Source organism: Aeromonas sp. 600948, from assembly GCF_049174875.1.
In the GTDB taxonomy this organism is placed as follows: Bacteria; Pseudomonadota; Gammaproteobacteria; order Enterobacterales; family Aeromonadaceae; genus Aeromonas; species Aeromonas veronii_A.
Genome location: NZ_JAAKTY010000023.1, coordinates 57,608 through 72,135, shown reverse-complemented (window position 1 = coordinate 72,135; position 14,528 = coordinate 57,608). Strand labels below are relative to the sequence as shown.

The window sequence follows — 14,528 nt, the reverse complement described above, 5'->3', positions numbered from 1 at the left end:
GCGTTCAATCTGAGCCATGATCAAACTCTTCAATTTAAGTTTGGTTGCCAATTAAGGCGGCTCAATGAATTGCTGAAATAAACTGTTCGACTTCTTATTGCTAAGAAATCGTCTTGGTCACTTCATCAGACATTGAAAATCAAAAATTGTTTTTGATGCTCGATGCTGTGAGTGCCCACACAGATTGCTTGATTCAAATTGTTAAAGAGCGACGCAACAGTGTGTTGCTGCGGGAGTGGAATTCTACTCAACCGCCTTCTCGAGTCAAGCCTTATTTTCAAAGGCTTTTCGAGGTTATCGACTCGGCTGTTTGCGTTGCCGCTTGCCCTGTCGATGGAGGCGCATTATAGGGAGCCGATTCTTTCTGGCAAGGGTAATTTGCATATTTTTTTGATAAGACCGCACAACCGTTCAAACAACAAACAACAAGAAGAAAATTCGAGCTAAATCACACATTATGGAGGCAGATGACAGGCAAGCCTCTTCTTAACTCATATAAGCCATTTCCGATTGTTGACGCGCCAGCCAAAGCTCCTCCATCTCCAGCAAAGTTTGATAGATTTTCTCCGCCTGTTCTGGCCGGCTGAACAGATAGCCCTGTCCATACAAGTGGATATCGGTCAGGGATCGCAGTACATCAAGCTGGGCCTGAGTCTCAATCCCTTCACAAACCAGACTCTTGCCCAACATGGATCCCATCCGGCAAATATTGGCGACCAGCTCGGATGCCTCCATGGAAGTATCAATGCCCTGTATGAAGGAGCGGTCAATCTTCACCTTGCTCACAGGTAGCTTTTGCAGATAACTCAAAGATGAATAACCAGTCCCAAAATCGTCTAATGCCAGCAACACACCCTGTTGATTGAGATCCTGCATCAGTTGCAGCGAATTCTTCACTTCGCGCATGGTGGTATCTTCAGTGACCTCCAAAACCAGACTGCTGGCTGGCAGGTGGTGCTCCATCAATGCCTTGGCCACCAATTTGAGCAAATTGCGCTGGTACATGCCCGGCGAGACATTCACGCACATCTGCAGGTCGACCATACCCAACTGATGCCACTGATAAAGCTGCTCGCAAGCGGTGTTCAACACCCAGCCACCCAGACGCTCTGCAAGCTGGAACTCCTCAGCCACCATGATCACTTCGTTTGGCGGAATAAAGCCCAGCTCCGGATGCCGCCAGCGCAGCAGTGCCTCGACAGCTTCACAACGACCACTCTCGAGATTGACGATGGGTTGGTAATAGAGTTCCAACGCATTGTGTTCCAGCGCCATGATCATGTCCGAGGCCAAATGCTTGCGCCGCGCCGTCTCGTTGAGCAAGGAGTTATCGTAAATCACATAGGGGACATGGGTCTTGCGGCTATGGAACAGAGCCTGTTCCGCACGACTCAATAACTCCTGTGTTTTATCGCTGTCCATCGGATAGAAGGCAATCCCGATCCCCACCTCGAGCCGGAAGGGATAGTTATCATAGACGATATCTTGCTTCAGAACGTGCAGCAGTCGCGCTACCAGCTCCCTGACCTGACGCAGATCGCTGCTACCACGCTGGATAATGGCAAATTGATCGCCACCCAACCGACCACTCCACTCCCCTTCTTCACAGAGCAATCTGATCCGTCTGGCCAATTCACTGAGCAAAAAATCGCCCGCGTCATAACCAAACTTGCTGTTGATATCTCTGAAGTCGTTGATATCGACCAATACCAATCCGAAAGGCACCTCCTGAGTGGCACAGAGCTCCATCCGTTCCAGCAATGCCACCCGATTGGAGAGACCCGTCAACGGGTCACGCCTTGCTGCCCTAAAGTGACGTCGAGCTTCATATACAAGAAGCGAGCTAAGGAGTAAAACCGAGATAACCAACCCAGACACCATCAACAGCAGAGCATTACGCAATTGACCAAAATGGCGATCATTCTCTGAGTAGATGTTGATGTTCTTCTGCATAACGGAAGCTAGTGCATAGGATAAAGGCTCCTGCAAGGGGGCTAGGCGCATCATTATTTGCTGGTAGACAGAGTCTCCGCTCTGCAGCTTGGTAATGACAGGCTCTATATCGCGAATGTTGTTTTCAATCAGTTGCACCAAGCGCAAGGTTTTCTGCTTATCCTGCATGCTTTTACGCAACTGACCGCTCAACAGGATGGGGGTTCTGCTCCAAAGAATGTCATAGCGCAACATCAGGTCATTGTGCTCTATTCCACCATAATGGTAGACCTCTACAGCACTGAGGAAACGCCCCAACTCGAGCTGCAGCTGCATCAGCGCCCAGGAGACATCATAGGTATATTTCTCCATCGCTCTGGTCGCATTCTGGAGCTGAACCAGACAATAAAGGGTGCTCCCGGTAAACGACAGGATGGATACATACAGAATGACGAGCAGTGGCCACGCCCTAGTCTTTCCTTTCACCCCGTGCTCCCGTGACTCTTTTATCAGTGTTGAATATCTATCAGATCCAGCTGCCAAATCATCATGTCGGTATATTCAGAGCGCTTCAGCTCCGGATATTGATCAAGAGGCAACATAAACCAGAGCGGCCCCTTGTCACGGACCCTCATGGCTACCCCGTCATCTTCCCAAGCAAGAATAGGGTTATACTTGGCAACTTTGTCCCAATTGATGCGGATCTGGAAACTGTTCAATGCTGTCAGGGTTATGCTCTTGCCATTAGCCCCCACTGCGGCCAGCACATCCGCCACCTTGGGCCCTCTGTACTTGTGAGGTTTATCAACCCAAGGGTTGCTGGTGACTATCTCATATTGCGGCAACGCCTGCAGCGTGGCCAAGTCAAAAAGCACTTTGCCGTCCACCTCATCTGGGGAGCTGATATTGCCGCTTACTTTCAAGATCACAGGCCCCTTGAGGGCCTCGGCAGCCACAAGCGGCATGGCAATCAATGCAAACAGCAGAGTTATCCATCCAAGCACCTTCATCTTTCCCCCTTACACTTTTCTGCTATCAACAGACTCAGTTTAGTCAGATATAAAAAAACGGCCCGCCAAGGCGAGCCGTTTCTCAAACAGAGCCGGGATGATGATTACATCATGCCCATGCCACCCATGCCACCCATATCAGGCATGGCTGGAGCATCTTTCTTCGGCAGCTCGGTCACCATGCACTCGGTGGTGATCATAAGGCCGGCGATAGAAGAGGCGAACTGCAGGGCAGAGCGGGTGACCTTGGTCGGATCCAGGATACCCATGGTCAGCATGTCGCCATACTGCTCGGTGTAAGCGTTGTAACCGAAGTTGCCTTCACCATTCTTCACCGCGTTGGCGATGACGGAAGCTTCTTCACCGGCGTTGATGACGATTTGACGCAGCGGGGCTTCCATGGCTCGCAGGGCAACCTTGATACCGACGTTCTGGTCTTCGTTGTCACCGCGCAGACCCGCCAGTTTGGCAGCAACGCGAACCAGCGCAACACCACCACCGGCAACCACGCCTTCTTCAACAGCGGCGCGGGTAGCGTGCAGGGCATCTTCAACGCGTGCTTTCTTCTCTTTCATCTCGACTTCGGTGGCTGCGCCAACCTTGATCACGGCAACACCGCCAGCCAGCTTGGCTACGCGCTCTTGCAGCTTCTCACGATCGTAGTCGGAAGAGGTCTCTTCGATCTGCTGACGGATCTGGGCAACACGGCCTTCGATCACACCGGCATCACCCACGCCATCGATGATGGTGGTGTTCTCTTTGGTGATGACGATGCGCTTGGCACGACCCAGATCTTCCAGAGTCGCTTTTTCCAACTCCATGCCAACTTCTTCGGAGATGACGGTACCGCCAGTCAGTACAGCGATATCCTGCAGCATGGCCTTGCGACGGTCACCGAAGCCAGGCGCCTTGACGGCAGCCACTTTGACGATACCGCGCATGGTGTTAACCACCAGAGTCGCCAGGGCTTCGCCTTCTACGTCTTCAGCAACAATCAGCAGCGGCTTGCCAGCTTTGGCAACGCCTTCCAGCACCGGCAGCATTTCGCGGATGTTGGAGACTTTCTTGTCAACCAGCAGGATGAACGGGTCGTCCAGTTCAACAGAACCGGTCTCTTGCTTGTTGATGAAGTAGGGGGACAGGTAGCCGCGGTCGAACTGCATACCTTCAACAACTGCCAGCTCATCTTCCAGACCCTGACCATCTTCAACGGTGATGACGCCATCGCGACCCACTTTGTCCATGGCTTCGGCAATCAGCTTGCCCACTTTCTCGTCGGAGTTGGCGGAGATGGTGCCCACCTGAGCAATGGCATTGCTGTCAGCGCACGGCTGGGACAGCGCTTGCAGCTCGGCAACAGCAGCCACAACGGCCTTGTCGATACCGCGCTTCAGATCCATCGGGTTCATACCGGCGGCAACGGCTTTCAGACCTTCGTTGACGATAGCCTGAGCCAGAACGGTTGCAGTAGTGGTACCGTCACCGGCGGCATCGTTCGCCTTGGAAGCCACTTCCTTGACCATCTGGGCGCCCATGTTCTGGAACTTGTCTTCCAGCTCAATTTCGCGCGCAACAGAAACACCATCTTTAGTGATGGTCGGGGCGCCGAAGGACTTGTCCAGCACCACGTTGCGGCCTTTCGGGCCCAGAGTCACCTTGACGGCATCAGCCAGGATGTTTACGCCTTCCAGCATCTTGATGCGGGCTTCGTTACCAAACTTAACGTCTTTAGCTGCCATTTTTCTTCAATCCTTAAATCAATTCGGGGAAAAGGAGGATGGATTACTCTTCGACAATCGCCAGGATGTCGGTTTCGGAAAGGATCAGGACGTCCTGACCATCCAGCTTCTCGGTTTTCACACCGTAGCCTTCGTTGAAGATAACCTTGTCACCAACCTTCACGGCCAGCGCTTTGACTTCGCCATTATCCAGAATGCGACCAGTCCCCACGGCAAGCACTTCACCACGGGTGGACTTCTGGGCCGCAGTACCAGTCAAGACGATACCGCCGGCAGATTTGGCTTCAGCTTCGATGCGCTTGATGATGACGCGGTCGTGCAGTGGACGAATTTTCATCGATAACTCTCCCAAAATGAGTCTCATTGTTGCTTTGAGGAATGGCCGTTCCAGGCCAAATTAGATATGTCCCTGATGTGGGGCAGAGTTGCTAACCCTTCAAGGGCAAATACAAAAAAAATTTTTTCACGTACTATAAACATCTTCGATGGTTCAGCCATGTCCGCACTCTGGAGCAAGGTCGGTTCAAGCCGCCCGGTTTCCATGCCAGAACCTTCAAAGCCAGCTGTAGAGACGAGCCCTTGACCCGCACCAACCCCATGCTGACAGCCCCTATTCCGGTCGTACTGCGCCAGATGACGGGCCCCATGATCTTCGGCATCATCGCCATTCTGGCCTTCAATCTGGTCGATACCTTTTTTATCGGTATGCTGGGCACCGAAGCTCTGGCCGCCATCAGTTTTACCTTTCCTGTCACTTTTGTGGTTACCTCGCTGGCGATGGGATTGGGCGCCGGATTGTCAGCGGTGATCGGTCATACCCTGGGGCAGGGCAAACACGATGAGGCGGCCCATCTCGCCACCGACAGCCTGTTTCTGGCGGTGATCATGGTAGCCCTGCTCTCCGCGGGGGGGGCTCTCACCATCAAACCCCTGTTTACTCTGCTGGGGGCCAGTGCCGAGCTTATCTCCCTCATCCATGACTACATGCTGACCTGGTATCTCACCGTCCCCATGCTGGTGCTGCCCATGGTGGGCAATGCCGCTATCCGGGCGACCGGCGATACCAAAACCCCCAGTCTGGTGATGGCCATAGCCGGGCTGGTCAACGGGGTACTGGATCCTCTGTTGATCTTCGGTATCGGCCCCTTTCCCGAATGGGGGATCCGCGGGGCAGCCATCGCCACCTCTATCTCCTGGTTGATGGCGATGCTGGTCAGCCTCTATATCCTGCGTCATCGGGAGGGCTTGCTGCTGTGGCGCCTCTCGCCGCGGGCCCGGTTGCTAACCCACTGGCGGGCGCTGCTCCATGTCGCCGTCCCCGCCTCTTTTACCAATATGCTCAACCCCCTGGCCAATGCAGTGCTGATGACGATCTTTGCAGGACTGGGTACCGAGGTGGTGGCCGCTTACGGCGCCGCATCGCGGGTCGAGGCGCTGCTGCTGATTGTGATGATGGCCCTCGCCTCCGTACTGGCCCCCTTCATCTCGCAAAACTGTGGCGCCGGCAATCCGGCCCGCGCCAAAGCTGCACTGCAGAGCTGCATGAGTTTTGCGTTGCTTTTCCAGCTCGCCATCTATGGCCTGACCTGGCTACTGGCGCCACTCATCGCCAATCTGTTCAGCGATCATCCACAGGTCATCCGCCTGATTATTCTCTATCTGCATCTAGTGCCGATCGGTTACGGATTTCAGGGCATGGTGATGCTGCTGGCCTCGGCACTCAATGGCGTGCGGGCATCCAGTATTTCGTTCTTGTTCAACGGATTGCGACTGTTTGGTTTTCTGTTGCCAGGATCCTGGCTGGGGGCAAAGCTGGGGGGAGAACAGGGGATATATCTGGGGATCTTGCTGGCCAATCTGGCGGCGGGCACCCTCGCATGGTGGTATGCCCGACACCGCTTCGAGGCGTTGTGCCATCAGGGTAAACCCTGATTCAGTCACTCACCTCGGGTTTTCGTTTCGTCGATTACTCTTTACGCTCACTCTTTGCGCTCAAATTCGCCTTCGATGGTGGTGCCGCCCTGCTTGGCGTTCCCCAGATGATCATCGGACGGTGCGTTGCCAAACGGCGATTGAGTACGCTGGAAACCGCCCATCTGCATCCGGAACTGGCTGCTGCCGATCAGCTTGTCAGCCAGTTTGTTGCGCAGCCAGGGTTGCAGCAACAGCACACCGAAAATGTCGGTCACGAAACCCGGGATAATCAGCAGCAGGCCCGCCAACGCCAGCATCATGCCCCCCATCACCTCGCGGCCCGGCATCTCGCCCATCTGCATCTTTTGCTGGGCGCTGAACAGGGTCTTGATCCCTTCACTGCGCACCAGCGAGGAGCCCAATACCGCAGTCAGTATGAGCAAGCCGACAGTCGGCAGCGCCCCGATTACCGAGCCGACCTCGATCATCACGGTGAGCTCCAGCACAACCAGACCCACCAACAACAAAAACAACTTGCCCATATCCACTCCAGCACCGGTAAATTGAGAAAAAGTGGCGCCCATCCAACGATGGTCAGAGGCGATTTTGCCGCCCCGTCATCACCACTTTCTGCCCTGAATAAATGGGGGCCGTCCCCCCTTTTTCAAGTTGGTCAACTGACTCCTACGTCATCAGCAATCTAAAAAACCAGCAAAAAGTCACAAAAACATATAAAAATCATCACGATAAAAACTTCATAACATATGTGTACTTTCCTCAAAGTAATTTGAAAATGTCGCAAATTTAGTGATCCACCTCTAATAACCGATACCTCAATTGGAGTAGTATATTGATTAGTTTTTCGGGAGGTCACTCTCCCTACCGCCCCACTCGATGTGTGGTGCTTCAGGATGAGCTGTGCGCAAGGAACTCGCGACCACTCGGTGAGGATTTTTCCATTTATCTGATTTCTGAGGCATTACAATGAGCGACATCAAGAACGTCCGCATTGAAGAAGACCTGCTGGGCACCAAAGAAGTTTCCAATGATCTCTACTACGGTGTGCACACCCTGCGCGCTGTCGAGAACTTCAAGATCAGCTCTCAGAAGATTTCTGACGTTCCGGAATTTGTCCGCGGTATGGTGCTGACCAAGAAAGCTGCTGCACTGGCAAACGGCGAGCTCGGTACCATCCGTCCTGAAATTGCTGACAAGATCGTAGAAGCCTGCGACCTGATGCTGAACACCGGCAAATGCTTCGACCAGTTCCCGGTCGACGTTTACCAGGGAGGTGCCGGCACCTCCGTCAACATGAACACTAACGAAGTACTGGCCAACATCGCCTTGGAAATCATGGGTCTGGAGAAAGGCCGTTACGACGTCATCAACCCGAACGACCACGTCAACAAGTGCCAGTCCACCAACGATGCCTACCCGACCGGTTTCCGCGTTGCTGTGGTCAACAGCACTGACGTGACTCTGCATGCTCTGGAAGCACTGATTGCCGCTTTTGATGCCAAAGCAGAAGAATTCAAGAAGATCCTGAAGATGGGCCGTACCCAACTGCAAGATGCGGTTCCGATGACCCTGGGTCAGGAGTTCCACGCATTCGCCGTGACCCTGCGTGAAGAGATCAAGTCCATCAAGCGTTGCCAGGAGCTGCTGCTGGAAGTGAACCTGGGCGCGACCGCCATCGGTACCGGTCTGAACACTCCGCCCGAGTACTCTGCACTGGCCATCAAGCGTCTGGCCGAGATCACCGGTCGTGCCTATGTACCGGCAGAAGATCTGATCGAAGCGACCTCCGACTGTGGCGCCTACGTCATGCTGCACGGCGCCATCAAGCGTCTGGCCATGAAGCTGTCCAAGATCTGTAATGACCTGCGTCTGCTCTCCTCCGGCCCGCGCACCGCACTGAAAGAGATCAACCTGCCGGAAATGCAGGCGGGCTCCTCCATCATGCCGGCCAAGGTCAACCCGGTTATCCCGGAAGTGGTCAACCAATCCTGCTTCAAGGTATTCGGTAACGACATCACCATCACCTTCGCCGCCGAAGCCGGTCAGCTGCAGCTGAACGTCATGGAGCCGGTGATTGGTCAGGCGATGTTCGAATCACTGAGCCTGATGGAAAAAGCCTGTATTTCCCTGCGCGAGAAGTGCGTGGAAGGTATCACCGCCAACCCGGAAATCTGCATGAATCACGTGCTGAACTCCATCGGTATCGTGACCTACCTGAACCCCTTCATCGGCCACCACGAAGGGGATATCGTCGGCAAGATCTGTGCCCAGACCGGCAAGAACGTCCGCGAAGTCGTTCTTGAGCGCGGCCTGCTGAGCGCCGAGCAGCTGGACGAGATCCTCTCCATCGAGAACCTGATGAACCCGCAATACAAAGCCAAGCGTTTCACCCGCGAAGCTGCCGTATAAGCGAGTGTGGGCCGGGATCTTCCCGGCCCATAAAGTCAGTTCCCGATTGGTCTTTATCCCCAGCCCGATCGGGAATTGGCTTTTTGCCAAATAAAAACCAAAAACTAAAAAATGGAGTTATCGCTATGATTGGAATCGAGTTACTTGTCGTGCTCGCCGCTATCTATCTGGGGGCCCGGATAGGCAGCATCGGCATCGGCTTTGCCGGTGGTTTGGGGGTACTGGTATTGACGTGGGGTCTGGGCATGCCCATCCCGAGCGATCAACTGGTCAGCTACATCCCCTGGGATGTGATCATGATCATCGCGTCCGTCATCTGCGCCATCGCCTGTATGCAACTGGCTGGCGGGATGGACTATCTGGTCTTCCTAGCAGAAAAAGCGCTGCGCAAGAACCCCAAATACATCACCTTCGCCGCCCCGGTGGTCACCTACCTGATGACCATGCTGGCCGGTACCGGTCATACCGCCTTCTCCACCCTGCCGGTGATCGCTGAAGTGGCCAAAGAGCAAGGGATCCGCCCATCCCGTCCGCTCTCCATCGCGGTTGTCGCCTCCCAGATCGCCATCACAGCTTCCCCGATCTCTGCCGCTGTGGTTGCCTTCTCCGGCATGCTCGAGCCGTTTGGTGTTGATTATCTGACCCTGCTGGCCATCTGCATCCCCTCTACCTTCCTGGCCTGTATCCTGGGCGCCTTCATTGCCAACATGATGGGCAAGCCGCTGGAGCAGGACGAAGTCTATCTGGAGCGTAAAGCCAAGGGGCTGATCAAACTGCGTGGTACTACCAAGCTCGAGATCAAACCGTACGCCAAGCTGTCGGTCTGGATCTTCATCGCCGCCATCGTTGCTGTCATGGCTTATGCCACTGCCATCTCCGGTAAAGTGGGCCTGATCACCAACCCGCCGATCCCCCGTGACGGCGCCATCATGGGCATCATGCTGGCCGCGGCCACCATCATGACCCTGGTGTGCAAACTGGACGCCACCCAGGTCACCAACATGCCGACCTTCAAGTCCGGTATGTCCGCCTGTATCTGCGTACTGGGTGTGGCCTGGCTGGGTAACGTCTTCGTTAAAGGCAACATGGACACCATCCAGCTGATCGCTGGCGACCTGCTGAACCAGTACTCCTGGCTGCTGGCTGTGGTGCTGTTCTTCGCTGCCATGCTGCTCTATTCACAAGGCGCCACCACCAAAGCGTTGATGCCTGCCGCACTGGCACTGGGTGTCAGCCCGCTGACTGCGATTGCCTCTTTCGCAGCCGTGAGCGCCCTGTTCGTACTGCCGACCTACCCGACTCTGCTGGCCGCGGTAGAGATGGACGACACCGGCTCCACCCGTATCGGTAAGGCGGTCTTCAACCATCCCTTCTTCGTACCGGGCACCGCCACCATCGCCATCGCCGTGGCACTGGGCTTCTTCTTCGGCGGCATCCTGCTGTAATCCATCGCCTGCCGATCACCAAACAAAAATCCCCGCCAGTTGGCGGGGATTTTTTATCTCTTTACTCTGTGCTTGGCTGTCTGCCAGCACGAGAGCTGACCTCTTATCCGGATGGCTCAACCACGGCGACAGCAGACACCACCACGGCGTGCCAGCGGCGCTATAACCACCGCTGCCGGATTGCAGGAGCAGTAGGCCACCATGGTACTCAGCACCATGCCAGAAGGCGGGATCCTTTGGATCAGACCGGATCCAGGGTATCCAGCGGCCAACGCGGCACGGCTTTGACCGCCAGCGGTTCGAACACGCCCGCTTTCAGGCGCTGCATACCGGCGTAAGCGATCATGGCGCCGTTATCGGTGCAATATTCAGTGCGCGGATAGAACACCTCGCCCTTGAGGCTCTCCATCAGCTCGGCCAGCTGGGCACGCAGATGACGGTTGGCACTGACGCCACCGGCGACCACCAGACGCGTGAGACCTGTCTCTTTCAAGGCACGACGGCACTTGATGGCCAAGGTATCGACCACCGCATCTTCAAACGCTCGAGCGATATCGGCGCGGGTCTGCTCATCATCACCATTGGCGGCGATGGTGTTGGCGGTGAAGGTCTTGAGGCCGGAGAAGCTCATGTCGAGCCCGGGACGGTCAGTCATGGGACGGGGGAAATGGAAACGTCCGGTGGTGCCCTTCTCGGCCAGACGGGAGAGCAACGGGCCACCCGGATAGTCCAGCCCCATCAGCTTGGCGGTCTTGTCGAACGCTTCGCCAGCGGCATCATCGATGGATTCCCCCAGCAGCTGGTAGCTGCCGATGCCGTCAACCCGCACCAGCATGGAGTGACCACCGGAGACCAGCAGCGCCACGAAGGGGAACTCAGGGGCCTTTTCTTCCAGCATGGGAGCCAGCAGGTGGCCTTCCATATGGTGGACGGCGATAGCAGGCTTGTTCCATGCCATCGCCAGTGAACGACCAATAGTGGCGCCCACCAGAATGGCGCCAACCAGACCCGGACCCGCGGTATACGCGATGCCGTCGATGTCATCTTTGCCCAGTCCCGCCTCTTGCAATGCGGCCTGGATCAACGGGATCGTCTTGCGAACATGATCCCGGCTGGCGAGTTCGGGGACGACGCCACCGTAGTCCGCATGCAGCTTGACCTGGCTGTATAACTGATGGGAAAGGATCCCTTTTTGATCGTCGAAGATCGCGATCCCGGTTTCGTCACAGGATGTCTCTATGCCCAATACACGCATTGCTAAAAAATTTCACTGCTAAAATGAGACGGCTATGGTAACCTTCGCGGGTTTTTTAAACCAGAGCGATCTCTGCGGGTTTACTTTCATTCCCTGTCCAGAGTATAATTTCGCACCATTTTAAGTCATGCTGATCGATTGAAGGTCAGCTAACAATTTTATCACTGAGGTGAAAGGCACATGCCAGTAATCAAAGTCCGTGAAAATGAGCCGTTTGACGTTGCTCTGCGTCGCTTCAAGCGTTCTTGCGAAAAAGCCGGTATCCTGTCCGAAGTTCGTAGCCGTGAGTTCTACGAGAAGCCGACTACCATTCGTAAGCGCGCCAAAGCGTCTGCTGTCAAGCGTCACGCCAAGAAGCTGTCTCGCGAAAACGCACGTCGTATCCGCCTGTACTAATCGGGAGATATTGCCGTGTCTCTGAAGGATCAACTCAAGGATCAGCAAAAACTCGCCATGCTTGCCAAAGATAAGGCACGTCTGGGAGCGATCCGCTTGTTGATGGCAGAAATCAAGCAACGTGAAGTCGATACCCGTATCGAGCTGAATGATGAGGATATCCTCGCTGTCGTGACCAAAATGGTCAAACAGCGCCGCGATTCCATCAGCCAATTTGAAGCTGCCGGTCGCCAGGATCTCGCCAACAAAGAGTCCGCCGAGATCGTTGTGTTGCAGGAATTCCTGCCGCAACAGCTGACCGCAGATGAAATTGCCGCCCTGATCGAGCAAGCCATCACTGAAAGTGGTGCTGCCGTTATGGCTGATATGGGCAAGGTCATGGCTGTTTTGAAGCCGAAAATTCAGGGGCGTGCCGATGTCGGCGCCGTCAGTGCTCAGGTGAAAACCCGCTTGGCGTAACAGGCAATTCTCTTGTTTGGTCGAAGAAGCCGTGCTTCCCTTGGAATGCGCGGCTTTTTTATTTTCTCCGCAATGAAACAGGACGGTTATGGCAGGCAGGATCCCCCAATCCTTTATCGACGATCTGCTCGTACGCACAGACATAGTCGAGCTGATCGACTCGCGAGTGCGGCTGAAAAAAGCCGGTAAGAACTACCAGGCTTGCTGCCCTTTTCATAACGAAAAAAGCCCCTCTTTTACCGTCAGCCAGGAGAAGCAGTTCTACCACTGTTTCGGTTGTGGCGCCCACGGCAACGCCATCGGCTTTGTCATGGAGTACGACGGTCTCGAATTTCCCGATGCCATCGAAGAGCTCGCCAGCATGCAGGGCATGCCGGTACCTCGCGAGCAGAGCATCGGCGGCTCGGCCAATAGCCAGCCCGCTGTCAGCAAGGATCTGTTCGAGCTGATGAACCAGATTGCCCGCTTCTACGAGAGCAACCTCAAGAGCGCTCCCCATGCGGTGGAGTACCTCAAAGGCCGCGGCCTGACCGGTGAAGTAGTCAAACGCTTCAATATTGGCTATGCACCCGGCGATTGGGATCAGGTGCGTCGCCGCTTCGGCGCCAGCCGGGATCACGAGCAGTTGCTTATCTCGGGCGGCATGCTGATCACCCGTGACAATGGCCCGGGCAGTTATGATCGTTTCCGCGATCGCATCATGTTCCCGATCCGTGACAAGCGTGGCCGGGTCATCGGTTTCGGTGGCCGGGTGCTGGGTGATGGCACCCCCAAATACCTGAACTCGCCGGAGACCCCCATCTTCCATAAAGGGCGGGAGCTGTTCGGTCTCTACGAAGTAAAGCAGGCACACAAGGATCCACGCCGGATCCTGGTGGTGGAAGGCTACATGGATGTGGTGGCACTCGGTCAGTACGACATCGACTATGCGGTGGCGGCGCTGGGTACTGCAACGACCAGCGACCATATCCACACCCTGTTTCGCACCACCGCCGAGGTAGTCTGCTGCTACGACGGTGACAACGCCGGTCGTGAAGCCGCCTGGCGCGCGCTGGATAATGCCCTCCCTCATCTGCAGGATGGCCGCGAGCTGAAGTTCGTGTTCCTGCCCGATGGCGAGGATCCCGACTCGCTGGTACGCCAGATCGGCAAGGAGGGTTTTGAAGCCCTGCTCGATGAAGCCCAACCGTTCGCCGACTTCATGTTCGAGCGTCTCGGCCGGGATGCCGCACTTTCGGGTGAGGCAGGCAAGTTCGAAGTGGCCAACAAGGCCGCCGAGCTTATTCGTCGCGTTCCGGAAGGGTTTACCCGCGAAGGGCTGATCACTCGTCTCTCCAGCATGATGCGTTGGGGCGAGAACAAGCAGCGCATCGCCGAGCTCTTTGCTCGCAACAGTCAGCCCAAGGCCGAGGTCAACAAACCCAAGGCAGCCAAGCTGACACCACTGCGGCGTGCACTGGCACTGATGGTGCAATATCCGGCAGTAACGGCTGAGCTTCCCCCCATGCCGGAATTGGCCGGACTACGCGTACAGGGCATCAAGTTCCTGCTGCAACTGCACCAGCAAATCCAGGCACAGCCTGGTATCACAACCGGTATCCTGCTGGAACACTGGCGTGGTACCAAGGAAGGAGAGATCCTTGCTCAGCTGGCCATGCACGACCTGTTCGAGGAGATCAAACTCGATCAGGAGCCGGATATTCTGGGAGAATTGCAGGACACCTTCGTCGGCTTCATCAACCAGTTTCTGAAGCAGCGGATCGAAGAATTGCAGGCCAAAGTGGCTCAGGAAGGACTAAGCTCCGAAGAAACCCAAGAGCTGATGATGCTGATAAGAGAGGTGCAAATTGAGAAAAGAAATGAGAGTGGGGCTTGATATTTGAGTGATTAGTCCCAATATGGATAGCGTTGCCCGAATCGACGGGATGAAAAGCAAAATTTTTATAACCGC

12 protein-coding genes are annotated in these 14,528 nt (G+C 55.3%); 6 read left to right on the top strand and 6 right to left on the bottom strand.

The window, feature by feature from the left end; genetic code table 11:
- Positions 1 to 486 precede the first annotated feature (486 nt).
- From G5182_RS17165 to G5182_RS17150, 4 genes are all read right to left on the bottom strand, one after another.
- Positions 487 to 2,418: a putative bifunctional diguanylate cyclase/phosphodiesterase gene (locus G5182_RS17165; protein ID WP_227341942.1), complete on the bottom strand. Its 1,932-nt coding sequence runs from the start codon at positions 2,416 to 2,418 to the stop codon at positions 487 to 489.
- Positions 2,419 to 2,441: 23 nt separating this feature from the next.
- Positions 2,442 to 2,942, bottom strand: coding sequence for a molybdopterin-binding oxidoreductase (locus G5182_RS17160; RefSeq protein WP_216952894.1), 501 nt, complete (start codon positions 2,940 to 2,942; stop codon positions 2,442 to 2,444).
- Positions 2,943 to 3,046: 104 nt separating this feature from the next.
- Entirely contained in the window at positions 3,047 to 4,681 is a 1,635-nt protein-coding gene (groL, locus tag G5182_RS17155) for a chaperonin GroEL (RefSeq protein WP_005341224.1), read from the bottom strand.
- A 43-nt stretch (positions 4,682 to 4,724) separates the two neighbouring features.
- Positions 4,725 to 5,018, bottom strand: coding sequence for a co-chaperone GroES (locus tag G5182_RS17150; protein ID WP_005340573.1), 294 nt, complete (start codon positions 5,016 to 5,018; stop codon positions 4,725 to 4,727).
- Positions 5,019 to 5,278: 260 nt separating this feature from the next.
- On the opposite strand from G5182_RS17150, the gene G5182_RS17145 reads away from it, so the two are divergent.
- A complete protein-coding gene (locus G5182_RS17145) occupies positions 5,279 to 6,613 on the top strand; it encodes an MATE family efflux transporter (RefSeq protein WP_227342984.1) in 1,335 nt (444 codons plus the stop codon).
- Positions 6,614 to 6,660: 47 nt separating this feature from the next.
- Here the strand turns inward: G5182_RS17145 and G5182_RS17140 are convergent, their stop codons facing one another.
- Positions 6,661 to 7,137 carry an FxsA family protein gene (locus G5182_RS17140; RefSeq protein WP_005340570.1) on the bottom strand — a complete coding sequence of 159 codons (477 nt, stop codon included), beginning with the start codon at positions 7,135 to 7,137 and terminating at the stop codon, positions 6,661 to 6,663.
- A 442-nt stretch (positions 7,138 to 7,579) separates the two neighbouring features.
- Between G5182_RS17140 and aspA the strand changes: the two genes are divergently transcribed.
- Positions 7,580 to 9,022: an aspartate ammonia-lyase gene (gene aspA / locus G5182_RS17135; RefSeq protein ID WP_005341227.1), complete on the top strand. Its 1,443-nt coding sequence runs from the start codon at positions 7,580 to 7,582 to the stop codon at positions 9,020 to 9,022.
- 125 nt (positions 9,023 to 9,147) lie between these two features.
- Positions 9,148 to 10,467 (top strand): anaerobic C4-dicarboxylate transporter, encoded by a 1,320-nt coding sequence (locus G5182_RS17130; protein WP_021229055.1) that lies wholly within the window; start codon positions 9,148 to 9,150, stop codon positions 10,465 to 10,467.
- A gap of 241 nt (positions 10,468 to 10,708) precedes the next feature.
- Here G5182_RS17130 and tsaD read toward each other — a convergent pair whose 3' ends face one another.
- Positions 10,709 to 11,722: a tRNA (adenosine(37)-N6)-threonylcarbamoyltransferase complex transferase subunit TsaD gene (gene tsaD, locus G5182_RS17125; RefSeq protein WP_042052807.1), complete on the bottom strand. Its 1,014-nt coding sequence runs from the start codon at positions 11,720 to 11,722 to the stop codon at positions 10,709 to 10,711.
- A gap of 180 nt (positions 11,723 to 11,902) precedes the next feature.
- Here tsaD and rpsU point away from each other — a divergent pair, with 180 nt between their 5' ends.
- The 3 genes from rpsU to dnaG all read left to right on the top strand — a co-directional run bounded on the left by rpsU (position 11,903) and on the right by dnaG (position 14,453).
- Positions 11,903 to 12,118: a 30S ribosomal protein S21 gene (rpsU, locus tag G5182_RS17120; protein ID WP_005309452.1), complete on the top strand. Its 216-nt coding sequence runs from the start codon at positions 11,903 to 11,905 to the stop codon at positions 12,116 to 12,118.
- A 15-nt stretch (positions 12,119 to 12,133) separates the two neighbouring features.
- A complete protein-coding gene (locus G5182_RS17115) occupies positions 12,134 to 12,577 on the top strand; it encodes a GatB/YqeY domain-containing protein (RefSeq protein ID WP_227341941.1) in 444 nt (147 codons plus the stop codon).
- Positions 12,578 to 12,665: 88 nt separating this feature from the next.
- Positions 12,666 to 14,453: a DNA primase gene (gene dnaG, locus G5182_RS17110; RefSeq protein ID WP_216952892.1), complete on the top strand. Its 1,788-nt coding sequence runs from the start codon at positions 12,666 to 12,668 to the stop codon at positions 14,451 to 14,453.
- Positions 14,454 to 14,528 lie beyond the last annotated feature (75 nt).

Coding starts and splice junctions, on each gene's coding strand:
- G5182_RS17160 (WP_216952894.1), bottom strand. CDS start 2,942: ATGAAGGTGCTTGGATGGATAACTCTGCTGTTTGCATTGATTGCCATG.
- groL (WP_005341224.1), bottom strand. CDS start 4,681: ATGGCAGCTAAAGACGTTAAGTTTGGTAACGAAGCCCGCATCAAGATG.
- G5182_RS17150 (WP_005340573.1), bottom strand. CDS start 5,018: ATGAAAATTCGTCCACTGCACGACCGCGTCATCATCAAGCGCATCGAA.
- G5182_RS17145 (WP_227342984.1), top strand. CDS start 5,279: ATGCTGACAGCCCCTATTCCGGTCGTACTGCGCCAGATGACGGGCCCC.
- G5182_RS17140 (WP_005340570.1), bottom strand. CDS start 7,137: ATGGGCAAGTTGTTTTTGTTGTTGGTGGGTCTGGTTGTGCTGGAGCTC.
- aspA (WP_005341227.1), top strand. CDS start 7,580: ATGAGCGACATCAAGAACGTCCGCATTGAAGAAGACCTGCTGGGCACC.
- G5182_RS17130 (WP_021229055.1), top strand. CDS start 9,148: ATGATTGGAATCGAGTTACTTGTCGTGCTCGCCGCTATCTATCTGGGG.
- tsaD (WP_042052807.1), bottom strand. CDS start 11,722: ATGCGTGTATTGGGCATAGAGACATCCTGTGACGAAACCGGGATCGCG.
- rpsU (WP_005309452.1), top strand. CDS start 11,903: ATGCCAGTAATCAAAGTCCGTGAAAATGAGCCGTTTGACGTTGCTCTG.
- dnaG (WP_216952892.1), top strand. CDS start 12,666: ATGGCAGGCAGGATCCCCCAATCCTTTATCGACGATCTGCTCGTACGC.